This is a genomic window from Pseudomonas sp. SG20052, from assembly GCF_031766055.1.
Classification (GTDB): domain Bacteria; phylum Pseudomonadota; class Gammaproteobacteria; order Pseudomonadales; family Pseudomonadaceae; genus Aquipseudomonas; species Aquipseudomonas mandelii.
The window spans coordinates 2,391,007-2,413,897 of the sequence record NZ_CP134498.1; the positions used below are offsets into that span (position 1 = coordinate 2,391,007).

Sequence of the window (22,891 nt, forward strand, 5' to 3'; positions counted from 1 at the left end):
GGAGTCCCTCAAAGTTCATTCACATAGGCGCGGATCTATGTAAACAGTGTGCCTGCGATATTTTATAGCCCTGACCCAGGCCCTACATTGCAATGAAACCGGCGCTTTGCCCATAAAAACAACAATCAACTGCATAGGAACAATCGTATGTCAGGGTCTCCTCATTCTGCGCACGCCCTCGAGGCGAGTGGCGGGTTGGCCATCGAAGGCCACTCGATCGATTACATTCCGGAAAACGAACGTCACGCCAAGCTCAGCAGCCAGGGCCCTTTCTGGTTTTTAGGCAACTTCCACTTCTTCACCATCTCCATCGGTTTTGTCGGCCCAAGCCTTGGCTTGTCGGCGCTGTGGACGATGCTGGCCGGTGCGCTCGGGATCATGTTCGGCACCATCTTCATGGCTTTTCACGGCTCGCAAGGTCCCGAAATGGGCCTCCCGCAAATGATCCAGTCCCGTGCCCAGTTCGGGTATCGCGGAGTGATCCTGGCCTTGATGGCGACGATGTTTGTGTTCGTCGGCTTCAACGTGGTGAACATCTCGCTGATCATGAACGGCCTTGAACACGTCTTCGGCATCGACCCGACCATTGTCGCCATCGTCGTGGTGCTGATCGGCGCGCTGCTGTCGATCTACGGCCACGACCTGATGCACAAAGCCTTCAAATGGGCGTTGCTGGCGACCTTGCCGCTGTATGCGCTAGTCACCATCGCCCTGATGTTCGGTGCAGGCCAGGAAGGCGTCGCCCCGGCGACCGATCTGGGTTTCAGCTGGGTTGCGTTCGCCACGCTGTTTGCCATCGGCGCGAGCTACAACATTTCCTACGCGCCCTATGTCTCCGACTATTCCCGTTACCTGCCGAAAAACACCAGTCGGCCAAAACTGATCGCCGCCGTGTTCATCGGCGCATCGTTGTCGGGGAGCTGGATGATCGGCCTCGGCGCCTGGCTCGCGCAGCAGTTGAAAGCGGCGGATGCGCTGGTGGCGCTTAACCAGGTCGGATCGTCGATGATCCCGGGCCTGGGCAACGTGTTGGTCATCGTCTCCGTGGCAGGCTTCCTGCCGATCATCGCGCTCAACACTTACAGCGCCATGCTGACGTTATTGACCGGCGTCGACTCGATCAAAAAAATCACGCCAACCCCTCGCGCCCGGGTCATGTCTATCTCCGCGATCAGCGTCATCCTGTTGACCTGCGTGCTGTCGATCAAGGGCGATGGCATCGCGCTGTTGAACACCTTCCTCGTGCTGCTGTTGTACTTTCTCGTGCCCTGGACCGCGGTCAATCTGGTCGACTACTTCTTCGTGCGCAAAGGCCGCTACGCGATCCCGCATTTCTTCACACCGAAGGGCATCTACGGCGCCTGGCAATTCCGAGGGATCGCCTCGTACCTGATCGGATTTGCCGCGATGGTGCCGTTCTTCTACATCTTCGATGCCGCCGCCGGCAAAGAAGTGTTCGTCGGCCCGCTGGCGCGCATGCTCGAAGGCGTGGACATCGCCTGGCTGGTCGGCCTGGTGGTTTCGGGCCTGGCGTATTACCTGCTCAGCCGTTCGATCGACCTTGAATACGAACGCCGAATCATCGACTCGATCACCGAGAGCGACATTGTTGCCATGGCTCATCAGCCAGTGGAGGAGGGACGTTGAACAGCGTGAAAAATACCGTGGTCGCCTGCTGCCAAGTGGCACCGAAAATAGGCGACCTCGCTTACAACCGGACACTGACAGAACGAGCGATTCGCTCGGCGGCGTTGCAAGGCGCCCAAGTGGTGGTGCTGCCCGAACTGGTGCAGAGCGGCTACCTGTTTGCTGACCGCGACGAAGCGTTGTCCCTGTCCGAAACAACCGACGGACCAACCCTGCGCCTGTGGACGGCGTTGGCGAAAGAATTGAACGTCGTTGTAGTGGGCGGATTCTGCGAACGACTGCAAGGCGATGCACTGGCCAACAGCGCGGCGATGATCGACCCCCAAGGCCTGCGCGCCGTGTATCGCAAGGCACACCTGTGGGACGCGGAAAGCGAAATCTTCAGCCCCGGCAACGAAGCGCCGCCGGTGGTCGAAACGGTCCATGGACGGATCGGCATGCTGATTTGCTACGACCTGGAGTTTCCGGAATGGGTACGACTGCCGGCGCTGGCCGGTGCAGAATTGCTCTGCGCTCCCGTCAATTGGCCCGATGGACCGAGGCCACCAACCGAGCGCCCGGCCGAGGTGGTGCGGGTTCAGGCCAATGCGTCGGTGAACCGGATGTTCATTGCCGCGTGTGATCGGCATGGGCATGAACGCGGGGTTGGATGGGTGCAAGGTTCGGTGATTGTCGATGCTGATGGTTATCCGTTGGCGGGGCCGGCGGAGCAGGGGGGAGAGCAGATTTTGTTGGCGACACTTAACCTCGCTGAGGCGCGGAATAAGCGGATTAGTGCGCGTAATGATTTGCATCGGGATCGGCGGTTGGGGTTGTATGGAGGCGGCGAGGAGTGAAGCAGTAGGCTGTGCCTATTGGCTATCCGCCCATACTGCTTCTGGCCGATTTTCTGCCTGGTACGAAGGACAGCAATCGGCCGAACGTTCAAACATAGACGGGGGATGTCTACCAGAGCGGAACAGTTCAAGCAGTCATTCAGTACATCGACAAAAGTAGGGGCGATTCAGCTGGATGAGTTTGTTTGATTTCAAACCCTTGCCAATGCTAATAGATTATTTATTGAACATTTCGTAAAAAAGCGTAGCATTGCCGACCATGATACTCGAACAGCTCAAAGCCCTGGCCAATGACACTCGCATGCAAATGATGGAGTGGCTCAAAGACCCACTTAATAATTTCCCACCTCAGGATCATGGAGATCCTGCGATAGGGGTGTGCGTAACCCATTTGCAGCACAAGGCAGGGCTTTCACCTTCTACCGCGTCCGCACACTTAGCTATCCTGCAGCGCGCAGGCTTCGTGCTAACCACCCGCATCGGAAAGTGGACTTACTACCGGCGCAACGAGCAGGCGATTGACGACTTTGCGGCCAAGTTGATCATCGAATTGTAATTTTTAAACTTTCATTTCGTTATTTCGCGTAATTAGAAAACATAAGGAATTCCCTATGAGCAGCAAAACGATCTTCGTCCAACCCGGTGGCGGCTATGAAAACGTTGTGGTTGGCAGCAGCGAAGTCCAAGCCGCAGCGCTTGGCGAAATCACCGTACGACTTCACGCCAACTCGCTCAATTACCACGACTTCGCGGTGGTCAGCGGTATGTGGGGCCCTAGCGAAAAACGCATCCCCATGGCCGATGGTGCAGGTGAAGTCATTGCTGTCGGCCCTGATGTCACTGAATTCAAGGTGGGTGACTCGGTCGTCAGCACCTTCTTCCCGGAGTGGATCGACGGTGTGCCACTGGTTGAAGGCTTTGTCAGCGTGCCAGGCGATGGCATTGACGGCTACGCTCGTGAGCAAGTGACGGCCAAAGCCACATCGTTTACCCTCGCGCCTACTGGCTACAGCCATGCTGAAGCGTCGACGCTTACCACCGCTGGCCTTACTGCATGGCGCGCCCTGATGGCCGATGACTCACTCAAGCCGGGCGACACCGTGCTCGTCCAAGGCACTGGTGGCGTTTCAATTTTCGCCCTGCAGTTCGCTAAAATGGCCGGCGCTACCGTCATTGCTACCTCTTCAAGCGACGAAAAACTTGAACGTCTGAAAGCTCTAGGCGCCGATCATGTCATCAATTACCGCAAAGACCTTAACTGGGGCGAAACTGCACGCGCTCTAACGGGTGGCCGTGGTGTTGACCACATCATCGAAGTCGGCGGTCCTGCGACGCTTGAGCAGTCGATGATTGCAATTCGGGTTGCTGGTCACATTTCCGTCATCGGGATATTGAGTGGCGTAAGCGGTGCAATGAATTTTGTACCGGCACTGATCAAGCAAGTGCGTCTGCAGGGTGTATTGGTGGGTAGCCGCAGCCAGCAGCAAGACATGATCCGGGCCATCAATGCTAATGGCATGCGCCCGATTATTGATCGTCATTTCCCTTTGAGCGAGATTGTCGAAGCGTTCAAGTATCAGGAAACCAACCAGCATTTCGGCAAAATTTGTCTGGATATCTAAGCCCGCATGAATGGGCATGATCCATATGCCTATCTCAAAGAGCCCATTGCTCCCTGTCGCACCGGCAGCCATGTGTAAAAGGGGGCTGATTTATTTGTGATCCAGGGGCCTGAAGCGCTGTTAAAAATAAATCCGTCCCCTTTTTTTAAAGGAAATTACTGGCGTGGGATGAGGTGATTTGTGAGGTAACGCTGTCGTTCCGAAAAGTTCGGGCCCGCCACATTACTTCCTGTCACGCCATCGACTTCGGGCGTGGAGATACGCCGTCAAATCGCTGTAGCCTAGTTGAGCTGCAATCTCCGTTAATGACTCTCCTTGCAATTCAAGATGCAGTTCCAATTCTGCGCGAATCTGATCGAGCAATTGCCTGAAGGTTGTACCTTCCTCTTCCAGTCGTCTCCGTAAGGTCCTTGGCGTCTGGTGCAGCGCCTTCGCCAGATTGTCCAGATTGGGAGTTTCACCTCTCGCTAGAGATCGTCGCGCTCCTTCAGCAACCTTGGCTGACCAACCGCTGAAATTCCGATGCACGGCGATCCGTCGATCCAGTTCCTGGGTCAATAACTCAAGCATCCCGTGATGACGTGTCTGCATCGGCAGGCTCAAGCTTCGAGCATCGAAATAGAAGCAGTTAATCGGACAGTCAAACTCGACACGGCCCCCAAACCATTGGGTGTATTGCTTGTAATACGACGGACGAGAGTGAGTAAATCTTGCCAGGACCGGCTGCACCTGCTGCCCTGTTCCACGCCGCAACTGCGCGATGGACATTGCGCCGTAGTGCTCAATGACATAGCGCGCCAGCTCACTGGGCGCATCGACGCACAGCTCGATGCCGACGCCGTTTTCATCATTGAGCAGTCTCACCGTGTCTGTGTCCGCCGCAAGCCGCGCGTACCGGGCCCAAAGCTTCATGGATGATAAAACGTCGGGGCTGTACAAGCACAGATAGGCCAGGACGTGCCAGTCCTGAGGCGTGAATAGCGTGAACAGTTTCAACCCGATCGCCGGATCGATGCGCGCCGCCTCGCGCCAAAGCTGATCCAGCTCGATCAGGCTGTAATCCCTGTTTTCTCTCAGGGCCTGGCTATCCAGGAAACGCTCCAGCACCTGACCCAGTTTGCCGCGGTGAAAGCGCTGGGGGGAACGATTGACCTGTTCTCGCTCAATTTTGTCCGTTTCGCGCATAGGGACGGCTTACTCGTTGGCTTCTAATGAAATGGCATTGCCCGCAAGGGCCTTAATCGAGAGTGCCATGAATACAATAATGCTCGCCAACAATCCTTCCGTAATAGTGGCCGGGATATTCCTTGCCTTCATCTTGCTGGAACTCGCGTGTTCTTCGCTCCGACACCCGTTGAGCGGGAAGCGTGACGTACTGATCGAAGTCATAGGCTCCGGGATCCTGGTTGCAATCACGTTCCCCAGTGTCATGTGGCTCAGTGGAAAAATCCTGAGCCTGGCTGTTCCGGAAATGAAAGGCGCCCTGGCCACCATTCCTTGGGTCGCAGGGTTCGTGTTGTTTCTAGTACTGGATGACATGACTCAATACTGGTGGCATCGACTGACACATCGGGTCCCGGCACTTTATGCGCTGCACCGCGCTCATCACTCCGCGCCCTACATGAGTGTCCGCATCGTTTATCGAAACAACAGCTTCTACTACATGCTGATGCCCGGCATCTGGCTGTCCGGCATACTGATCTATCTAGGGCTTGCGCATATTTACTATGTTTATCTGATCCTGAAGATGATCGTCATCTTCGCAGCGCACAGCAGCGTTGCGTGGGATGACAAACTGTATGGCATCCGTGTGTTGCGTCCTATTGTCTGGGTTCTGGAGCGAACGATTTCCACCCCCTCCACTCATTCAGCCCATCACGGCTTGACTGCCGAGGATGGTGTCACGCATTACAAGGGCAACTTCGGCAACCTGTTGTTCTTCTGGGACATCCTGTTCGGTACGGCCAAAATTACCCGCCGGCGTCCGCCCTTATACGGTATCGAACACTTGTCACCGATCAGCTGGAAAGAAGAGTTGTTCTGGCCCATCGTGCGTTCACGCCGTGTCGCCCCCAAAGCACACAAGGCTAAACAGAAGGTGGCGCAATGAGCCGTCATATCGTTCTGCTGTCTGGATCGAATAGATCAAACAGCCAATCACTCAAAGTCGCAAAATACTTGCGCGACCGATTAGAGCAACTTGGTCTTTGTGATTCAGGCGAACTGCTGAACTTGGCTTCCAGTCGGCTACCGCTGTGGCCAGAAGAAGACATTGATGGAATCTGGAATGTCCAGCAAACCATCCTCAAAAAAGCTACCGCACTGATCGTGATCAGCCCGGAGTGGAATGGCATGGCTTGCCCGGCGCTGAAAAATTTCTTTTTGTACGCAGGACTCGGTGAGCTTGGACACAAGCCTGCGCTCCTGGTGGGGGTTTCGGCTGGGCTCGGGGGAGCCTATCCAATTGCTGAATTGCGAGCTTCGAGCTACAAAAACAGCCGGATCATGTATTTGCCTGAACAACTCATCATAAGAAATGTTGAATCGATGATGAATAGCGAAATTCCCTCAGACGAAAATGATATTCGCATCCGCACACGCATCGACTGGGCTTTGCATTTACTTTGTCAATACGATGACGCCTTATGCACGATACGAACTGCAATCAAACACCCACCTGAGTTCTCTACGGGGATGTAAAACTATCGCACCTCAACGAATTGAATAAATAAACCTTGCGCTAATGTGTGCATTTCAACCACGTCGATGCAAAAACATTCAATATTGAGCCAGCAGGGTGTTGCATCGACGGGTTGAATCCACAGTCGTTTTCTGCCCGTCGCGACTGAGCGAAATCCACAACCCAAGGCGGAAAGTCCGGACACCAGAATCAGGTTTCGGATTGATGAGTCACCCAGTGTTTCATCTCTTCGGCAATGAAGTGGTTTACCAGGTCGCTGTACATCTTCTCGATTGCATCCGGGCTCAGACCCTCGACCTCGGCCCACTCGCGACGTGTCGCCAGCATGGCCTTGAAACGCTCCGGAGCACGCACCGAAGTCGCCGAGGTCTTGAACTTCGAGGCAGCCAGCACGTAGTGAAAACGCTTGCCCAACAGCTTGATAACGACCTGATCAATGGCATCGATTTCGCGTCGGATGTCCTCCATGCCCGCACACTCTGCGGGTTGCAACTGATTAATGACTTCCATGTAGGTGACTCCGTTTGTTAAAAAAATGGTGAACCTTCGGAAGAGGAATCGCCGAGGCATCTTCCGTGCGTGATACAGCCCGAATACCATAACATCCGTTGTCCGCAGCACCAGGAGCAGTCTTTGACTAAGGCAGATCGGCGAACTATTTAAGCCACGTTACTTGATAAGATCGTAGGTAACTGTGTCAGCTCGTTGGGTGACTACTTCTGCCCGATTGTGCCCGTTGCGAATGCCTGCAATTGGGTTGTTGAATTATCTTTTAGAACGCCGCCGCATCGTTGATAGCTGCCTCATATGCATGCTTCTCAAATGTGAAGGGGCCAACACCGTCTATGATTTGAGGCTCTTCATAGCCGTTCTCGTAAGCAAAGGAATCCCACGTGAAACAGTCATCGTTTTGGCGAACATATACTGAGTAGGCGCCACACCCGATGTCGCCGCACTCGGGGCAGATGTAAAGGAGGATACGACCACTTTCTGTTTCAGCGTGTTCGCGTAAAAGTAGGCGAGAGTTAGATAGGCTGTTTGGCTCCGGGAAGCCCTTGACGAAACAGCCCATGAAATCTGAATGACCACCATCAGCTAAGACGAGAGCATTGAGCAACGAACGTTCGTCAATCAGAAAATCGATGGAGAATCGTTCGGCCACGGTGCAGCCATTTGAGGAGCTTCCCGGACGAAACAACTGTTGAAATGTGAGGGAACTAGTGTCCATCCTGCGAACCATTTAATGCACTGAATCTGCGGGGGATTACATACAACATTGAAGGGAGGGGCAAGGCAAATTTCATCGGGTGATTGACCGCTCTTGGCCGATTACAGCCTGTCGCGAAGGGCAGCAACCGACCCATGGCTGCCGGTCAGCAACCGCAGAATTCGGCCAGCAACCGCCTTGTCAGCTTTCATGCCGCTCAGAGCGACCGCCATACTCTCAACTGATCGTGCCGTAACCACAGAGCGGCCTCTCGGTGAGCAAATCATGACTTTGAAATAGGCCGCCTCTGGTCCAGAGGGCTGCGTCCGTTTCGCCCGCGAACTGCTCCAGTGATTCGAATCAATGCTATCTGGCTCTCCACTGAGCCGATGGACCTGCGTGCCGGTACCGAGACGGCATTGGGCCGGGTGATCGCATTCTTCGGTCGCAAGGAGGCGATCGGCAAGTGAATACAGTATTGGCGCAATTGCTAAAAGCCAACGCTGAATCGGACTTGTGCAGTGGTCTGGTTGGCTAGCGTCACCGATGAGTGTAATGCTGCTGTATGAAGTCGTGATCGACTTCGACCAGTCGAGGGTATCTGCTTTCGTCAAGCGTTTCGCGAAGTCGCCTAGAGTAGCTTGCCTGCTCAAAGGCAACTTGGCACCTGGCGCTGTCAAAGAATGACCGGAGATGGGCGAGTGCCTGATCAAATGCAGGGCTTTCAATACGCAGAAATAGACCTGTCAAATCTTGCTGGTCCGTGAGTTCTCGATACAAGTCGATTGCGAAAATACTGCCTCCGTTATTTTGAGCATGATACACATGCACGTCGCCGTAGCCGTTGTAAAGGTGGGCGAAATACAACTCGTGGAGTTCGATAATGTTGACGGGAATTTCAAGGGTGGTAAATACCGCCTGCAGGTCGGCGCTGGGAGCCTTCTGGTCACCTTCCCAGGTTACTAAATCTGACATCGAAACACAGATGTCGAATTCTTTGGCATAGATGGTTTTTTTGGACATTCTCATTCCATCGCTGAGTGTTGGAATTTTTAAGGGTGGAGCTTCATAAGGCATCGACTACGGGTTATGCCTGATATCGACCGGACGAAGCATCAGCTCATCACAGAAAGAACCAGCGGTCGCTATTCTATCTCCGCGAGAGGCCGGAAATGACCTATTGCTGCCTCACAAGAGGATCCCCTACGCTTGCAAAAATCGATCGGGCCGACATGGGCAAAGGGAACTGGACGCCTTGTCATCGATGATCTCCTCGCTGGCCAGACGTCCCACTATCGCCGCCAAAGTAATTCCGGGGTGCATTGCACAAACATAGACGCCACCTACTTTGGGTAGATAACCGATGATGGGGATGCCATCGGCAGGCATGGGCCTGAGTCCGACACAAGCCCATTCCGGAGCTATGGAAACAACACCATGGAGTTCGTTCTGGATTGTCTTGGCAGTTCGAAGCGCTATCGCTGCCGGCTGATTTTCCATGGCGTCGTCCAGGTAATCTTCTGCCGCCAGCAACGCACCATCCGAACTTTGCCTCACTTCCATTTCAGGGCTGGAGATGAGGGTGTGCACGAGGTTGGGTTGTGACTTGTAACGGATGAAAATGGCAGGCGAGGCCTCTATCGGCAGGGACACTCCAAGCATGTCTGTCAGCTTCGTGATGCCTGTCCCGGCTGCCAATACGACAATATCGGCATCGATGATGCCTATTGTTGTTTCGACTCCGGTCACCGTTGCACTCTGGGTTACAAAACCGAGCACTCGCGTCTGAGTGAGAATCTTCGCCCCATACGCCTGGGCACCTGCGATCAACGCATGCGTAGCTGCCACTGCGTCCAGCGCTCCTTCTTCAGCCGCATATAGAGCAGACTGGGGAGGGTTCTTGAGATTTGGTTCAAGGTCGAGAATCTGCGATCGAGACACCAGATTTGCCGAAGCCTGGTGACCTGGGATCGGCAGCGCTCCAATCGCCATCACGCTGTAAGACAAGGCACCTGTCCATCGTATCTCCAGACCAGGCAGCTGCGTTTCGAGTCGGCGGTACTCCTTGATGGCAGAACCGCGCAGTTGCGCAATTGGGTCAGGTTCGGGGTGTGAGGTATTGAGCCAAGCGAATGAGCTGCCAGTCACTCCCGAAGCTATATCTTCAGCCTCTACCAAGGTGACATTCGCGCCTTTACCGGCCAAGTGATACGCCAATGACGCGCCAACGATGCCTGCACCAATGACAACGATTCGTCTGCCCTGACCATTTCCCATATCAACCTCCGTTCTGTCGATGTGACGATGGTACGACAGCTGGATGATTTCATGACATGAGAACCTGATCGTTCAGGACGCTTTTGAGTGTCTGCTTTTGGTCGATAACAGGCTGATTCAAGAGACCACGTTGCTATCACACTTGCGACGGTCATCTTGTAAATACGGCAGTGGCAGCCTGAATTTTTTCGAAGCTTTCACCGCCTGTAGGAAACGCGTATCAGCTTTTTCAACAACCTTTGAGCGAGCATGTTTAAACGCCCTCAAGGTTACGTCCTGAAAGCTACAAAACCTTGCGCCGTTGCCTACGGCTGCACCAGAATCCGCCGGCTTGTGCGCTTTTGGGCTGCTCGGTAACTTGATTCCCGTCACTGCCCTTCAGTGATCGGGTTTAGCAGCCCGGGGTTACAAGCAAGCTGCACGAGCTCTTGTCAGTCAGGCATTCCCACGCCTGCACTTGATGGTGGTTGTGCGCAGGGCGCCTTCGGGCGCGCCGGCTTTGCTAGCTTCCCCGGTCTGCTAACCTGCGTACAGCTGCCTCCCTCTCGTTTAGCAGCAAGAAGGTTGGCGCTCAATTTGAGAAGCGAGCTTATGTTCAAAATTACACCCAACCCACCGGACACCGATCCAGTGTCCCCCTACGAACCCGATTCAAAAAAACTCAACGAAGCCGCCGAACGCGCCCTCGATTTCCACTTCCCATCAAGCGCGGATATCAAAGCCGCCCCGCGTACCTCCAGCAAACTGTTTTCCGTAGACCCGGAGGCCACAGCCGAAACCCTGGCGGTTTTTTTGGTCGAGACGTTGGCGTCGGTCGACGTGATGGTCCATCAGTTGGTGGATCATCTGGAGGGGGAGTCGCGCTATGCCTTGCTGGGCATTTCAAACAGCATCATGGTGGCGGAGATTACGGCGAACCGGGTGTTGGATAGGGTTGAGCCGTCTAAGTAGTTGCTGACCTGTGGTGAGGGAGCTTGCTTCCAATGGGTGGCGAGGCGGCCTTAACAGATGGGCCTGCTGCGCAGGCCAGCGGGAGCGAGCTCCCTCGCCACAGGTTGTTTGTTGTTTGTAATATTTGTGTTTGTAAAAACGGGACGCTTGGCGTCCCGTTTTTTAGGGGGGGTATCAGCCTCCGGCGCGTTTATTTAACGCCTCTGCCGCTGCAGCGATTCCAGCCTGGCGCCTGCGCGAGCCAGCAGTCAAGCAGCGGCAAGCCCGCCATCAATCAGGTAGATCGCAAAGGAGAACGTCACGATCGACAGCACGGTGCTGACCAGAATGGAGGTCGCGGCTTCGCTTTGATAGGCGCCGGTCTGGTTCGCAAACATCGCCGGGATCGTCGCCGATGGAAGGGCGCAAAGCAGGATCATCTGTTGTGCGTACAGGCCATGAGTGCCGAGCAGTACCGTGGCGCCGAACATTAACACCGGGTGAATGAGCAGCTTGAGCCCAAGGTTGCCCCAGACTTCACCGGACATTTTCAGTTTCTCCGACGACATGATCAGTCCCAGGCACAGCAGGGATACACCGGGCGTGGCCTTGCCGAGAAGGGTGAAAGACTCCGCTGCAAGCGCAGGCAACTCGACCTGCAGCACGGACAGTAGAATCCCCAGGGCCGGCGCCCACATCAGCGGACGACGTACCGCCCCTGAAAGGCTCGACAAAAACGCCTGGCCGCCACTGGCCTTTCCATCGGCGATGGTGAGCAACATGGTCGTCAGCGGGATCATCACCAAGCTCGCGACCAGGTTAAGTACCAGCACCGAGTAGATGCTGCCCGCGCCGAACATTGCACCCAGGATAGGGATGCCCATGAAGGCGGCGTCTGGATAACCGTTCACGAAGCCCTTGAGCGTTGCCACCTTGAGATCGCGAGTGCTGAACCAGCCGATTGCCAGCGCTATCGTGTACATGCCCATGATGCCGATGAACGTCGCCACGATGAACTTGAAGTCGAAGAGCTGTTCACGGGGCGTGCTCGCCATCCCGACAAAAAGCAGCGCCGGGAATATCCAGCCCAGCACCAGGCGGCTGATCAGCAGGCTGTCCGAATGGGTCAGCCGTCCGCGCTTGCCGGCGATATAGCCCAGCGCGATCACAAAGGCGACGGGCAAGATGGGTCCTACGATCCTGTCTAACATGTCATCAATCCTCGTATTTATTTTTATCAAGAATGTCGTCATGGCTGATCGAGGCCGACACGTCGGCGTCGATCAACGTTGCAATGAGCCAGCGGCTTATGGGGTCAAGGTTTGAAGCGGTAATCCCGGATGACGTCCTGGTCAGGCTCGATGCCGAGTCCCGGCCTTTGCGGTACGTCGATGCGTCCGTTACGCGGGATGATGGCGTCGCCATAGAGTTGCGCTTCGAGGTCGAAGTAACGCCATTCGACCAGTGACTTGGCGCCGCCCAGGGCTGCACTTCCATGCACCGCCGCCAGCAGGCCGGGGCCGTCATAAAAGGCGTGGACCATCACGGTGACGCCATGGGCGTTGGCCAGTGCATAGACTTTTTGCAGTTCGGTGATGCCGCCCATTTTGGCGGGGCTTGGCTGCACGAAATCCACCGCGCCGGCCTCAAGCAGGTGCTGGAAGTCCATGAGCGTCGAGGCATTTTCGCCAGCCGCAACCGGGATGCCGCCGTGCGCGCGCACCCTTGCCAGCCCTGAATAGTCTTCCGGCGGCCACACCGGTTCTTCGATCCAGCGCAGGTTCAACGGGCGAAGTTTCTCGGTCATGTCCAGCGCTTCGCGCACCGTCCACGGAGCGTTGACGTCGAGGGTGATTTCCACGCCGGGGCCAGCGGCTTCGCACGCAGCGCAGATGACGTCGATATCCACTTCGTGCAGCTTGAGGTGGCGGAAACCGCTGTTGACTGCGCGCTGCACATTGACGCGGATGAGTTCGGGGTCTGCATACCGGATCAGGCTTGCGTACGCCGCAAGAGACGTGGCCTCACTGCCGCCCAGCAACTGGTAAATCGGTTTTTCGGCGGCTTTGCCCGCGATATCCCACAGCGCGATGTCAATCGCCGAGAGGCCATAGATGAACGCGCCGCTGCGACCGAAAACGTGAAACTTCCTCTGCAGATCGCCCTGTAATTTCTCCCGTCGAGTGACATCGCTGCCAATCAGTTCAGGCGCAAGGATGGTGTCGATCACCACTTTTACCGCCGGGATTGCGGTGAAGCCGAAGGTTTCGCCCCAGCCAACGATCCCGTCGTCGGTGGTGATCTTGACCAAGAGAGAGTCGACCATTTGCAGGTCTTTCGGCCCCCAGACCCCGCCGGCCGACGGGCCGCCCGTGGTGAAGGGAATACGAAGCGGAATGGTTTCAATGCTGGCAATTTTCATAGGATTGCGCCTCAAGCGGGTTGCGAAGCTGACACGGCAATTTTTTATTCGTCCGTATCAGGTTGAGGGCAACGTACATCACATCCTGTTGTCCTTCAACAGAACAACAGCGGCATTTCAGCAGGCTTTAACCTATTTGTTAGGTAAGACATTGTTTTAATTGAAATAAGTGTTTGATGTGTTTTGCGAATTTCAGTTTCAACTGTCAGGAACAAGTCTTCTGATGTAGATTAAGTAGACAAGTGAGGGGAGAAAAAAGAATGAGTGAAATGAATGTGCAACCCGTAACCCGCCGACCTCATCTGGCCGAGCACATCGCCCGCTCGCTGAGCGATGAGATTGCTTCCGGGCGGCTGCGGCCGGGAGACCGTTTGCCCACTGAACAGTTTCTCTCGCAGAACTTCGGCGTCAGCCGCAACGTGGTGCGCGAGGGCATCGCCACGCTGCGGGCGCAGGGGCTGATTCAGTCTCGCCAGGGCGTAGGCGTCTTCGTCTCCGCCGCCTCCCAAGCGTCAGAGCCTTTGGCACCGCAGGCGAGTGCGCCGATTCTGGACGGTGACAACACCATCCGAAACATGTTTGAAGTGAGGGCCGTCCTGGAAAGCCAGGCCGCCGCACTCACCGCCTCGCACATGACCCCAGCCAAGTTGAAAGTCATTCAGGCCGCGGTCCTGCGCATGCAATACGAAGGCGAACCGACCCTGGAAACGGTCAACGCCGACCTCGATTTTCACAGGGCCGTTGCGGCAGCGTCGGGCAACGACTATCTCGAGACGATGATTCGCACAGTGCTCGAGCCAATGCGCGCACTGATCACCATGAACTTCGCGCGGCGCGGCCCGGTGTTCAGCAACATTCCTCACGCGGCGCGCGGGGAGCATGAAGAACTCGTGCAGGCTTTTATCGATCGAAATGCGACGGCCGCACGCCAGATCATGGGGGAACATATCGTCAACGCAGCCTCGCGATTCGGCTACGAGATCACATTTTTCTGATGGTTTGAGCCGAGCGGATCTTGTTTCGTTGTTCTACAACCTGGGCAGGTTGTTCCTTTGGCCTTCCGAGCATCTCGAACGCGTCTGTTCCATCAGGAGAGAAGGCGAGGGAATAGGGATGACTTGTCTCTGGTCAGGCACTCGGCACTCCCGTATCAGATGCAAACATCGGCAAGCGCTGCAACATCCAGTTCAGTAGCTCTTGAGCAGGGGCGGCCAACGGTCGGCCGGATTTCACCAACAGTTTTGCTTCAACCCCAAGAAACAACGGATGGTCGATCGACACCGCCGCCAGACTGCCGTTGGCGATTTCCCGATAGGCCGCGAATTCGCCGAGCAACGAAGCAAAACCGCCGTCCTCCACCATGCGCTTGAGTGCCGCGAGGGAGTTGCTGACGAGTACCGGGCGGATCTCGATTTTCTCGGCATACTCGAGCATCTTGATCGCATGACCGATACCGAACGTCGTGGGTGTCAGGACCAGTTGGCAGGCGAGGATATCCTCGACGGTTGCCGCCGCGCCCCGCGATGCCAACGGATGATCCGGGCGAACCAGCAGCATCACCGGTTGCGAAAACGTCGCGCGGTAGTCGATGTGCGGATGCGGCGGCGGATTGTACGCAAGGCCGATGTGCGCACGATTTTCGGCGACTTCGTTGAGAACATCGTCGACGGGCAGAATGTCCAGCCGCACATCGAGCTTGGGGTACTGCTTGCAGAACGGCGCGAGCACGTTGTCGACCAACGCGTCGACATAGCCCTCGCTGATGACGACGCGCACATGGCCTTGCTGCAGGCCCTTGATCGCTTGCAACTGATCTTCGAGTTTCTCCTGGTGCGATCGATAGCCGCGCCAGAACTCCAGCAAGTGCGCCGCGGCCTCGGTGGGCTGAACGCCGCGTGCCTGGCGCTCGAATAGTTTGGCGCCTATTTCCTCTTCCAGCAGCTTGATCTGGCGCGTGATCACTGAGGGCGACGTATTGATGCTGTCGGCCGCGCCACGGATCGATCCGTGAGTCAGCACCTCATGAAAATACCGAAGCCGTTGTTGATTGATTTCGCGCATGCCGGGAACTCTCTCCAGAGATGTTGCGTTGCCTGTAGAGCAACACTACACGAACTTAGTTGCTCTTGCTGGTCATGAGGTGCCGGTGCAACATTCTCTGACACGAACTCGGACCAACAAGAATAACGGGAGATTCGCATGTCAATTCTTCAGGCGCCGGCACGAAGTGATGCCATTTCAGCCCTATACCGCAAGCTCAACTGGCGGCTGCTGCCGCTGCTGTTCATCTGTTACGTATTTGCGTATCTGGACCGGATCAACGTCGGCTTTGCCAAACTGCAGATGCAAAATGACCTTGGGCTTTCCGATGCGGCCTATGGCGCGGGCGCCGGTATTTTCTTTCTGGGGTACGTATTGTTCGAGTTGCCGAGCAACCTGATGCTGCCGAAGGTCGGCGCGAGGAAAACCTTCAGCCGTATTCTGGTGTGTTGGGGCATCACCTCGGCCTGCATGTTGTTCGTGCGCAACGTGCCGATGTTTTACGCCATGCGCTTTCTGCTGGGTGTGTTCGAAGCCGGTTTTGCACCGGGCATGATTTATTACCTGTCCTGCTGGTACGGTCCCAAGCGTATGGCGCGGGCCATTGCGATCGTGTTTATCGCCGGCCCCATTGGCGGCATTGTGGGCGGCCCACTGTCTGCGTGGTTGATCACCACATTCGAAGGCGTTGGTGGTCTGGCCGGCTGGCAGTGGATGTTTTTGATTGAAGGCTTGCCGTGCGTTTTCCTCGGTGTGCTGACTTTTTTCATCCTTTCCAATCGACCCGCTGAGGCGCGCTGGCTGAGCCAGGAAGAAAAGGCCTTGCTGGCCAGTGAGCTGGGTGAATCGACCGGGCGCGTCCATTCGTTCCGTGCAGTGTTGCGCGACCCGAAAATCTACATTCTCGCCAGCGCCTATTTCTGCATCATCTTCTCGATCTACGCCATGAGTTTCTGGCTGCCGGCAATCCTCAAGGCCCAGGGCGTCAACGACACCATGCAACTGGGTTGGTACGCCGCGATTCCCTATGTCGCCGCCGCTTGCGGCATGTACTGGATAGGGCGCCGGTCCGACCGTGTCGGTGAAAGACGCTATCACTGCGCAGTGCCGGCGGGGATCGGCGCGATCCTGCTCCTTATGTACCCTTTTGCCGACGGCAACCTGACGGCCGCGCTGGCACTGCTGACCGTGGCAACCGCCATGATGTTCATGGCCTACACCGTGTTGTGGGCGATGCCCTCCGAACACATCAAGGGCGAGGCAGCGGCAGGGGGCATTGCCTTGATTAATACCATCGGTCTTTCCGGCGGCTTCTGGGGGCCGGCCATAATCGGCTGGGCAAAAACCGCAACCGGCAGCGCGAATCTTGGCATCGTTATCGTGGGTTGCGTATTTCTGTGCGCAGCATTGGTGATCCTGTCGACCAAGCCGAAAACGCGTGACGGCGCGATTCCGGAATACAGTGCGGGTTGATCTGTTGCCACCCGCGTCCTTTGTCATGTTCCGCAAGGAACCCTTTAAAAGAGAGAACTCAAATGCTTTTACACCTGTCGACCTGGGCCGAGATCGGCCAATTTCTTCAACGCAGCCGCACCATCGTGATCCCGATCGGTTCGAACGAACAACACGGTCCTACCGGTCTTCTGGGGACCGACTGGATGTGCCCGGAAATCATTGCCGGTGAAGCGCAAAAAAACGCAGACATCCTGATTGCACCGACCTTCAATATTGGCATGGCCCAGCACCATCTTGGGTTCCCTGGAACCATCTCGCTGCGTCCGTCGACCTTCATTGCGGCGATTGGCGATTGGGTGCGCTCGCTGGCCGCTCACGGGTTTGAAAAAATCCTCTTCCTCAATGGCCACGGTGGCAACGTTGCATCGATTGAGGCGGCGTTCTCTGAGCTCTACGCCGAAGCCAGCTTCGCTCGACGCCCAGCAGGGTTCGCGCTGAAGTTGTGCAATTGGTGGGACCTTGAGGGGGTAGGGGAGCTTGCGCGCGAGCAGTTTCCTACGGGGCACGGCGTTCATGCCACGCCGTCCGAGATTGCGGTCACACAATGGGCCTACCCGGATTCGATCAAATCGGCTGAATACTCGCCGCAGATCGCCCCTTGGGGCCCGATCCGCGAAGCGATGGACTTTCGCGCACGCCATCCCGATGGCCGCATGGGCTCGGACCCGGCGCTGGCGACGCCAGACAAAGGTCGTGAACTGGTCATGCTGGCAGCACAGAGCCTGGTGCGGGAGCTGGATGCTTTCAGCCGCGAATCAATGCCCGGCTGAACAATCACATCAAGTCTTTTCAATTGGCCAACGCCCGGTATTTCCAGGCGTTGGCACGTCCTGTTTGAGGAAATCACTACGATCGTTGATACAGAGGGTTATCCATGCCCCGGAGTTTTCACCGAGAAAATTTCAACCGCAGGCCTAGCACTTCAGCGACAGCAAGCCCCAACTATTCATTACCCAGTGTAATAATTGAAATTCAATTCAGGGGCTCTATCACTCTCTGCTCTAGTAATAAGATGGCGCCAACAAACCATTGCTACTGGAGAATCGCGTGAAAAAAACCATTATTGCCGCCCTGCTAACCGCTGCCGCTAACTATGCCAACGCCGGCACGGTATTGGTTGTACTGTCGGATCAGGCTCAACTGGACCTGAAAGACGGCAAGGTCATGCAAACAGGCTTCTTCCTGAACGAATTAATGCAACCGGTGCAGACCTTCATCGAGGCGGGTCAAACCGTCGTATTTGCCACCCCTAGCGGCAAGGCGCCAACCGCAGACCAGAAATCCAATGATGTGAGTTTCTGGGGCGGCGATGAAAAGGCCCGTCAAGAAAGTCTTGCGCTGCTGGACACGCTGAAGCTGACCTCGAAGAGCGGCTCGCCGGCAATCAGCTTCGCGCAGGTTCAGAAAATCGGCTACGACAAGTTCGATGCCGTATTCGTGCCTGGCGGTCATATCCCGATGCAGGATCTGCTGAAGGACAAGCAACTGGGCCAACTGCTGACCAACTTCCATGAAAAAGGCAAGATCACCGGCTTCACCTGCCATGGCACCATAGCCATGTTGTCGGCGATCCCGGATGCGCACGGTTTTGTCTCCGCACTGGAATCGGGCAAACAGCCGGCAGCGCCAGCCAATTGGATTTACAAGGGCTACAAAGTCACCGCCTTCACCGACGCGGAAGAGGAGCAGGCCAAAGGTTTCCTCGGCGGCGGCCATATGAAACTGTTCCCGCAGGATGGCCTGACGGCAGCCGGTGCTAACTTCTCCGAAGCCAAGCCATGGAGCGAGAACGTGATCGAAGATCGCGAAGTCATTTCCGGCCAGAACCCACAGTCGGCCAAGGCAGTCGCCGTGGCCATGCTGGCGAAACTGAAGTAATCCTGGGCGGCCGTTCCGGGCAAACCGGGCCGTAGGTGCTGGGGTCGATCTGCTTTGGCTCCAGCGCCACCGTCTATCCCGACACGCTGCACGCTAATGTGTCGGAAGACGATACCCGCACATTTCGTCCAAGCCCAAGGGCGGCTCGTAATGCCCTCGTTTAGAGATTTACCGCCCGATAGTTGTTGTTTCCGCCTTCCAATGCCCTGCATCAAAGGCGGTAACCGCATTCGGTTCAAAGCCCCCCATCCCATCCGCCGCGTTAATAGAAAGCCTCACCGCGTAGAGCATTCAGAACGAGCGAGAAGGCTGGAGTCGGCAAACGACGGCTTGGGTAGTACAGGTGATAACCCGGGAATAAAGGGCACCAGTCTTCCAGTACCCGCACCAAGCGGCCCTCTTCAATGTGCGGTGCAAATTCTTCCTCCGGTAAATAGGCAATGCCTAAGCCATTAACTGCCGCTGCCGGGACATGTGCGCTGGTATTCACAATGACCTGGCCCACGACACGCACGTTGATCTTTCGACCACGCTTTTCGAATTCCCAGGCGTCAACTCCGCCAAGGGTTGGATAGCGTATGTCGATGCATGTGTGATTCACCAGATCCTGCGGTTTCTTGGGCATGCTGTTGCGTGCGAAATACGAAGGCGATGCCACCGCAGCCATCCGTACTTCAGGTCCGATAGGCGCGGCGATCATATCTTTATCGACGGTGTCGCCGAATCTGATGCCCGCATCGAAGCGATCAGCAACGATGTCCCGGAAGCCATAGTTGATATCAAACTCAACCTTGATGTCAGGGTATTCGAGGAGCAAAGGCGTGAGTCGCGGAAGGAGAATTGTCTTCAGGACAAAATCACCGCAAGTAATGCGCACCGTGCCCGCCGGCTTGTCACGAAGCTCGGTCAAAGCATCCAGTTCGGCCTCGATCTCGTCAAAACGATGACCAATGGCTTGCATCAGGCGTTCCCCCGCGCTCGTCGGCGAAACGCTGCGAGTGGTACGCGTCAGTAGGCGAATTTTCAGGCGCTTTTCAAGCCCGGAAACTGTCTGGCTCAGGGCGGATTGCGTGACACCCAAGAGGGCGGCCGCTCGGGTGAAGCTGCCTTCCCTGGCGACCGTCACAAAGGCCAGAAGGTCGTTCAAATTATGTCGTGGCATCGGAGCCTGCCTATCGCAATTGATTAGCTGTGCTTATAACTTCAACAAGCTTTCATTAGATTATCAAGCATGACGTATTCCCGGAGAATGGGGGCAAGCCTCACCTGTAATTACAGGCATGGCTCATACCACTCGCTGATCCAGAGCCAATAATCCGGCCGGTCAGCCCCTATTCACTGATGGGAGCACCTCATGAGAACACTCGTTATCTTGCTCGGCCTTCTGATGGCGTCGCTCTCTGCACTGGGAGCCGACATGTCTAACGGAGCCGATAACTTTTACAAAAGTGAGAAGGTCACGATGAAGAAGGTGACCTTCAACAATCAGTACCAGATGAAAACTGCAGGGAATCTGTTTGTTCCTAAAGATTTGAAACCAGGCAGCAAAAGCGCAGCGATCATCGTTGGCCATCCAATGGGCGCGGTCAAAGAGCAGAGTTCGAACCTGTATGCCCAGAAACTGGCGGAGCAAGGTTTCGTGACCCTTGCCATCGATCTGTCGTTCTGGGGCGAAAGTGATGGGCAACCGCGCAACGCGGTCTCGTCAGAAATTTATGCTGAGGACTTCAGTGCCGCTGTTGATTACCTTGGCACACAGACGTTCATTGATCGGAACCGGATTGGTGTCCTGGGCATTTGCGGTAGCGGCAGCTTCGTCATCAGCGCTGCCAAGATCGACCCTCGGATGAAGGCCATTGCCACGGTCAGCATGTACGACATGGGCGCGGCCAATCGAAATGGCCTGAAGCATTCCGTCACTGTCGAGCAGAGGAAACAAGCGATCGCCGCTGCTGCCGAGCAGCGCTATGTCGAGTTCATCGGGGGCGAAACCCAGTACACCAGCGGAACTGTCCACGAGCTGACGGACAAGTCCAACGCTATCGAGCGCGAGTTCTACGATTTTTACCGCACGCCACGCGGTGAGTTCACCCCCCAAGGCCAGTCGCCGTTACTGACCACTCACCCGACGCTGGCCAGCAATACCAAGTTCATGAATTTCTATCCGTTCAACGATATCGAGACGATCTCGCCACGTCCGATGCTGTTTATCGCCGGTGAAAACGCTCACTCCCGTGAGTTCAGTGAAGAGGCCGATCGTCTGGCTGGTCAACCCAAAGAGCTTGTCATCATTCCAGGTGCGGGCCACGTGGATCTCTATGATCGGGTCGATCTTATCCCGTTTGCCAAGCTGACCTCGTTCTTCCAAACCAACCTTAAGTGACACTGATCGTTGGGCTATCAGCCCATGCGCTCTCAACAGGCATTGGCGCTTTACGTATTGAAGGAAATCAGATGAGCAGCATTGCCTTACCTATTCAAGCCGCGAGCCGACAGGTATGGGGCGCCGTCCTGGCGATGTCGCTGTGCGCCTTTGCGTTGGTGACATCGGAGTTTCTGCCGGTGAGCTTGCTCACACCGATTGCGACCGATCTCGCGCTGACAGAGGGGCAGGCCGGACAAGCGATTTCAGTTTCCGGCCTCTTCGCGGTCGCCACCAGCCTTTTCATTTCTTCAGTCATTCGCCGGCTCGACCGAAGACCCGTTTTGCTTTTCCTGACGGCCTTGATGATTGCCTCTGGCACGCTCGTCGCTTTTGCCCCGAACTACTCGACACTGATGGTGGGTCGAGCCATTTTGGGGATCGCCATTGGTGGCAGTTGGTCAATGTCGACCGCCGTCATGATACGGATTGCTCCCGAAAGTTTTGTACCTAAAGCCATCGCTTTGATTCAGGGCGGTACCGCACTCGCCACTGCAGTCGCAGCCCCCATTGGCAGTTTCATGGGCGGGCTGATCGGCTGGCGAGGTGCATTCTTCTGCGTGGTTCCGCTCGCCGCTCTGGCGCTCTGTTGGCAAGCATTCACGCTGCCGAAAATGCCTGGGCAAATTGAGTCTGGATCTGCACTTGATGTGTTTCGGCTGTTAGGTAGCGCCAACGTCTCGCTGGGTATGGCCGCAGTGGCATTTTTGTTTATGGGGCAGTTCGCGTTATTCACCTATCTGCGTCCGTTTCTAGAGTCGGTGACCCGCGTTGATGTGTCTGGACTGTCACTGCTATTGCTGATTATCGGAATGGCCGGATTGGTGGGCACCATGGTGATCGGCCCGGTGTTGAACAGAAGCCTTAATCGAGTGCTGATGATCATTCCACTGCTGATGTCGGGATTGCTGTGGCTCTACTCGTCTTCGGCAACTCGATGTGGGCGACAGCCGTTTTGCTGGGGGTGTGGGGCCTGATTGCTACGTGCGCGCCTGTGGGCTGGTTCACATGGCTATCACGCACGCTTCCCCGTGATGCCGAAACCGGAGGCGGTTTGATGGTGGCGGTTATTCAGTTGGCTATCACACTCGGCGCGACGCTGGGTGGGCTGCTTTATGACGGAGCTGGCTACCAGGCTACGTTCATCGCGAGTGGACTGTTTCTTCTGGTGGCTGCCGTGCTTGCACTGTTCGTATCACGATCGGATCTGCCCCCATTACGATGACAATGCCGCTGTTGCGTGAGGGGAAGTGTGAGAGGAAAAAAAGGAAAAAAGGAAAAAGAAAAAAAGGAGACGGATTTATTTTTCCATCGAACGCCCGGTAGATCCGGGCGTTGGCACATCTGCTTGAAGGCATCCCATCACTGAACGCTTTTCCCGTCGCTGCATTGAT

At 55.9% G+C, this 22,891-nt stretch carries 21 protein-coding genes and 1 pseudogene; 13 read left to right on the forward strand and 9 right to left on the reverse strand.

Annotated elements, in window-relative coordinates; genetic code table 11:
* The first annotated feature begins 147 nt into the window (after nucleotides 1-147).
* The 4 genes from RHP74_RS10805 (at nucleotide 148) to RHP74_RS10820 (ending at nucleotide 4,105) form a co-directional block, all read left to right on the forward strand.
* The gene (locus tag RHP74_RS10805; protein WP_311099326.1) at nucleotides 148-1,647 is read left to right on the forward strand and encodes a cytosine permease; all 1,500 of its coding nucleotides are present in this window, start codon (nucleotides 148-150) and stop codon (nucleotides 1,645-1,647) included.
* Nucleotides 1,644-2,483, forward strand: coding sequence for a nitrilase family protein (locus RHP74_RS10810; protein WP_145309632.1), 840 nt, complete (start codon nucleotides 1,644-1,646; stop codon nucleotides 2,481-2,483). Before RHP74_RS10805 ends, RHP74_RS10810 begins: the two co-directional genes overlap by 4 nt.
* Nucleotides 2,484-2,742: 259 nt before the next feature.
* Entirely contained in the window at nucleotides 2,743-3,039 is a 297-nt protein-coding gene (locus RHP74_RS10815) for a helix-turn-helix transcriptional regulator (RefSeq protein WP_102595367.1), read from the forward strand.
* Nucleotides 3,040-3,094: 55 nt separating this feature from the next.
* Nucleotides 3,095-4,105 carry an NAD(P)-dependent alcohol dehydrogenase gene (locus RHP74_RS10820; RefSeq protein ID WP_083377148.1) on the forward strand — a complete coding sequence of 337 codons (1,011 nt, stop codon included), beginning with the start codon at nucleotides 3,095-3,097 and terminating at the stop codon, nucleotides 4,103-4,105.
* A 222-nt stretch (nucleotides 4,106-4,327) separates the two neighbouring features.
* On the opposite strand, the gene RHP74_RS10825 is transcribed toward RHP74_RS10820, so the two are convergent.
* Nucleotides 4,328-5,290 carry an AraC family transcriptional regulator ligand-binding domain-containing protein gene (locus tag RHP74_RS10825; RefSeq protein ID WP_010458969.1) on the reverse strand — a complete coding sequence of 321 codons (963 nt, stop codon included), beginning with the start codon at nucleotides 5,288-5,290 and terminating at the stop codon, nucleotides 4,328-4,330.
* Between the two features lie 67 nt (nucleotides 5,291-5,357).
* Here RHP74_RS10825 and RHP74_RS10830 point away from each other — a divergent pair, with 67 nt between their 5' ends.
* Both RHP74_RS10830 and RHP74_RS10835 read left to right on the forward strand, forming a co-directional pair.
* Nucleotides 5,358-6,215, forward strand: coding sequence for a sterol desaturase family protein (locus tag RHP74_RS10830; RefSeq protein ID WP_311099330.1), 858 nt, complete (start codon nucleotides 5,358-5,360; stop codon nucleotides 6,213-6,215).
* Nucleotides 6,212-6,805 (forward strand): NAD(P)H-dependent oxidoreductase, encoded by a 594-nt coding sequence (locus tag RHP74_RS10835; RefSeq protein ID WP_311099331.1) that lies wholly within the window; start codon nucleotides 6,212-6,214, stop codon nucleotides 6,803-6,805. The genes RHP74_RS10830 and RHP74_RS10835 overlap by 4 nt, the downstream gene beginning before the upstream one ends.
* A 190-nt stretch (nucleotides 6,806-6,995) precedes the next feature.
* Here RHP74_RS10835 and RHP74_RS10840 read toward each other — a convergent pair whose 3' ends face one another.
* The 4 genes from RHP74_RS10840 to RHP74_RS10855 all read right to left on the reverse strand — a co-directional run bounded on the left by RHP74_RS10840 (nucleotide 6,996) and on the right by RHP74_RS10855 (nucleotide 10,290).
* Nucleotides 6,996-7,316: an isochorismate lyase gene (locus RHP74_RS10840; RefSeq protein ID WP_311099333.1), complete on the reverse strand. Its 321-nt coding sequence runs from the start codon at nucleotides 7,314-7,316 to the stop codon at nucleotides 6,996-6,998.
* Nucleotides 7,317-7,578: 262 nt separating this feature from the next.
* Entirely contained in the window at nucleotides 7,579-7,968 is a 390-nt protein-coding gene (locus RHP74_RS10845; RefSeq protein ID WP_256664584.1) for a hypothetical protein, read from the reverse strand.
* 585 nt (nucleotides 7,969-8,553) lie between these two features.
* Nucleotides 8,554-9,036: a hypothetical protein gene (locus RHP74_RS10850; RefSeq protein WP_033040639.1), complete on the reverse strand. Its 483-nt coding sequence runs from the start codon at nucleotides 9,034-9,036 to the stop codon at nucleotides 8,554-8,556.
* Between the two features lie 180 nt (nucleotides 9,037-9,216).
* On the reverse strand, nucleotides 9,217-10,290 hold the full coding sequence (locus tag RHP74_RS10855; protein WP_169857438.1) for an FAD-binding oxidoreductase: 1,074 nt from the start codon (nucleotides 10,288-10,290) through the stop codon (nucleotides 9,217-9,219).
* Between the two features lie 591 nt (nucleotides 10,291-10,881).
* On the opposite strand from RHP74_RS10855, the gene RHP74_RS10860 reads away from it, so the two are divergent.
* Nucleotides 10,882-11,241 (forward strand): DUF6124 family protein, encoded by a 360-nt coding sequence (locus tag RHP74_RS10860; RefSeq protein WP_145310810.1) that lies wholly within the window; start codon nucleotides 10,882-10,884, stop codon nucleotides 11,239-11,241.
* 248 nt (nucleotides 11,242-11,489) lie between these two features.
* Here the strand turns inward: RHP74_RS10860 and RHP74_RS10865 are convergent, their stop codons facing one another.
* Nucleotides 11,490-12,473, reverse strand: a complete 984-nt coding sequence (locus RHP74_RS10865) for an AEC family transporter (RefSeq protein WP_224795470.1) — start codon at nucleotides 12,471-12,473, stop codon at nucleotides 11,490-11,492.
* A gap of 62 nt (nucleotides 12,474-12,535) precedes the next feature.
* Entirely contained in the window at nucleotides 12,536-13,642 is a 1,107-nt protein-coding gene (locus tag RHP74_RS10870) for a mandelate racemase/muconate lactonizing enzyme family protein (protein WP_311099343.1), read from the reverse strand.
* A 260-nt stretch (nucleotides 13,643-13,902) separates the two neighbouring features.
* On the opposite strand from RHP74_RS10870, the gene RHP74_RS10875 reads away from it, so the two are divergent.
* Nucleotides 13,903-14,637 carry a FadR/GntR family transcriptional regulator gene (locus tag RHP74_RS10875; RefSeq protein WP_102593327.1) on the forward strand — a complete coding sequence of 245 codons (735 nt, stop codon included), beginning with the start codon at nucleotides 13,903-13,905 and terminating at the stop codon, nucleotides 14,635-14,637.
* A gap of 133 nt (nucleotides 14,638-14,770) precedes the next feature.
* Here RHP74_RS10875 and RHP74_RS10880 read toward each other — a convergent pair whose 3' ends face one another.
* The gene (locus RHP74_RS10880) at nucleotides 14,771-15,703 is read right to left on the reverse strand and encodes a LysR family transcriptional regulator (protein WP_304817462.1); all 933 of its coding nucleotides are present in this window, start codon (nucleotides 15,701-15,703) and stop codon (nucleotides 14,771-14,773) included.
* A 138-nt stretch (nucleotides 15,704-15,841) separates the two neighbouring features.
* Between RHP74_RS10880 and RHP74_RS10885 the strand changes: the two genes are divergently transcribed.
* The 3 genes from RHP74_RS10885 (at nucleotide 15,842) to RHP74_RS10895 (ending at nucleotide 19,075) form a co-directional block, all read left to right on the forward strand.
* Entirely contained in the window at nucleotides 15,842-17,155 is a 1,314-nt protein-coding gene (locus RHP74_RS10885; protein WP_311099344.1) for an MFS transporter, read from the forward strand.
* 62 nt (nucleotides 17,156-17,217) lie between these two features.
* Nucleotides 17,218-17,967 carry a creatininase family protein gene (locus tag RHP74_RS10890; RefSeq protein ID WP_033038802.1) on the forward strand — a complete coding sequence of 250 codons (750 nt, stop codon included), beginning with the start codon at nucleotides 17,218-17,220 and terminating at the stop codon, nucleotides 17,965-17,967.
* Between the two features lie 277 nt (nucleotides 17,968-18,244).
* On the forward strand, nucleotides 18,245-19,075 hold the full coding sequence (locus tag RHP74_RS10895) for a type 1 glutamine amidotransferase domain-containing protein (RefSeq protein WP_010458998.1): 831 nt from the start codon (nucleotides 18,245-18,247) through the stop codon (nucleotides 19,073-19,075).
* A 262-nt stretch (nucleotides 19,076-19,337) separates the two neighbouring features.
* On the opposite strand, the gene RHP74_RS10900 is transcribed toward RHP74_RS10895, so the two are convergent.
* Nucleotides 19,338-20,237 carry a LysR family transcriptional regulator gene (locus RHP74_RS10900; protein ID WP_010459000.1) on the reverse strand — a complete coding sequence of 300 codons (900 nt, stop codon included), beginning with the start codon at nucleotides 20,235-20,237 and terminating at the stop codon, nucleotides 19,338-19,340.
* Between the two features lie 192 nt (nucleotides 20,238-20,429).
* Here RHP74_RS10900 and RHP74_RS10905 point away from each other — a divergent pair, with 192 nt between their 5' ends.
* On the forward strand, nucleotides 20,430-21,458 hold the full coding sequence (locus RHP74_RS10905) for an alpha/beta hydrolase (protein WP_311099347.1): 1,029 nt from the start codon (nucleotides 20,430-20,432) through the stop codon (nucleotides 21,456-21,458).
* A gap of 71 nt (nucleotides 21,459-21,529) precedes the next feature.
* Nucleotides 21,530-22,722 (forward strand): annotated as a pseudogene (locus RHP74_RS10910) (MFS transporter).
* Nucleotides 22,723-22,891: the final 169 nt, after the last annotated feature.

Bases quoted from the DNA above. Each gene is read 5' to 3' on its own strand.
- RHP74_RS10805 (WP_311099326.1), top strand. From the start codon at position 148: ATGTCAGGGTCTCCTCATTCTGCGCACGCCCTCGAGGCGAGTGGCGGG.
- RHP74_RS10815 (WP_102595367.1), top strand. From the start codon at position 2,743: ATGATACTCGAACAGCTCAAAGCCCTGGCCAATGACACTCGCATGCAA.
- RHP74_RS10820 (WP_083377148.1), top strand. From the start codon at position 3,095: ATGAGCAGCAAAACGATCTTCGTCCAACCCGGTGGCGGCTATGAAAAC.
- RHP74_RS10825 (WP_010458969.1), bottom strand. From the start codon at position 5,290: ATGCGCGAAACGGACAAAATTGAGCGAGAACAGGTCAATCGTTCCCCC.
- RHP74_RS10830 (WP_311099330.1), top strand. From the start codon at position 5,358: ATGAATACAATAATGCTCGCCAACAATCCTTCCGTAATAGTGGCCGGG.
- RHP74_RS10835 (WP_311099331.1), top strand. From the start codon at position 6,212: ATGAGCCGTCATATCGTTCTGCTGTCTGGATCGAATAGATCAAACAGC.
- RHP74_RS10840 (WP_311099333.1), bottom strand. From the start codon at position 7,316: ATGGAAGTCATTAATCAGTTGCAACCCGCAGAGTGTGCGGGCATGGAG.
- RHP74_RS10850 (WP_033040639.1), bottom strand. From the start codon at position 9,036: ATGTCCAAAAAAACCATCTATGCCAAAGAATTCGACATCTGTGTTTCG.
- RHP74_RS10855 (WP_169857438.1), bottom strand. From the start codon at position 10,290: ATGGGAAATGGTCAGGGCAGACGAATCGTTGTCATTGGTGCAGGCATC.
- RHP74_RS10860 (WP_145310810.1), top strand. From the start codon at position 10,882: ATGTTCAAAATTACACCCAACCCACCGGACACCGATCCAGTGTCCCCC.
- RHP74_RS10865 (WP_224795470.1), bottom strand. From the start codon at position 12,473: ATGACGACATTCTTGATAAAAATAAATACGAGGATTGATGACATGTTA.
- RHP74_RS10870 (WP_311099343.1), bottom strand. From the start codon at position 13,642: ATGAAAATTGCCAGCATTGAAACCATTCCGCTTCGTATTCCCTTCACC.
- RHP74_RS10875 (WP_102593327.1), top strand. From the start codon at position 13,903: ATGAGTGAAATGAATGTGCAACCCGTAACCCGCCGACCTCATCTGGCC.
- RHP74_RS10880 (WP_304817462.1), bottom strand. From the start codon at position 15,703: ATGCGCGAAATCAATCAACAACGGCTTCGGTATTTTCATGAGGTGCTG.
- RHP74_RS10885 (WP_311099344.1), top strand. From the start codon at position 15,842: ATGTCAATTCTTCAGGCGCCGGCACGAAGTGATGCCATTTCAGCCCTA.
- RHP74_RS10890 (WP_033038802.1), top strand. From the start codon at position 17,218: ATGCTTTTACACCTGTCGACCTGGGCCGAGATCGGCCAATTTCTTCAA.
- RHP74_RS10900 (WP_010459000.1), bottom strand. From the start codon at position 20,237: ATGCCACGACATAATTTGAACGACCTTCTGGCCTTTGTGACGGTCGCC.
- RHP74_RS10905 (WP_311099347.1), top strand. From the start codon at position 20,430: ATGAGAACACTCGTTATCTTGCTCGGCCTTCTGATGGCGTCGCTCTCT.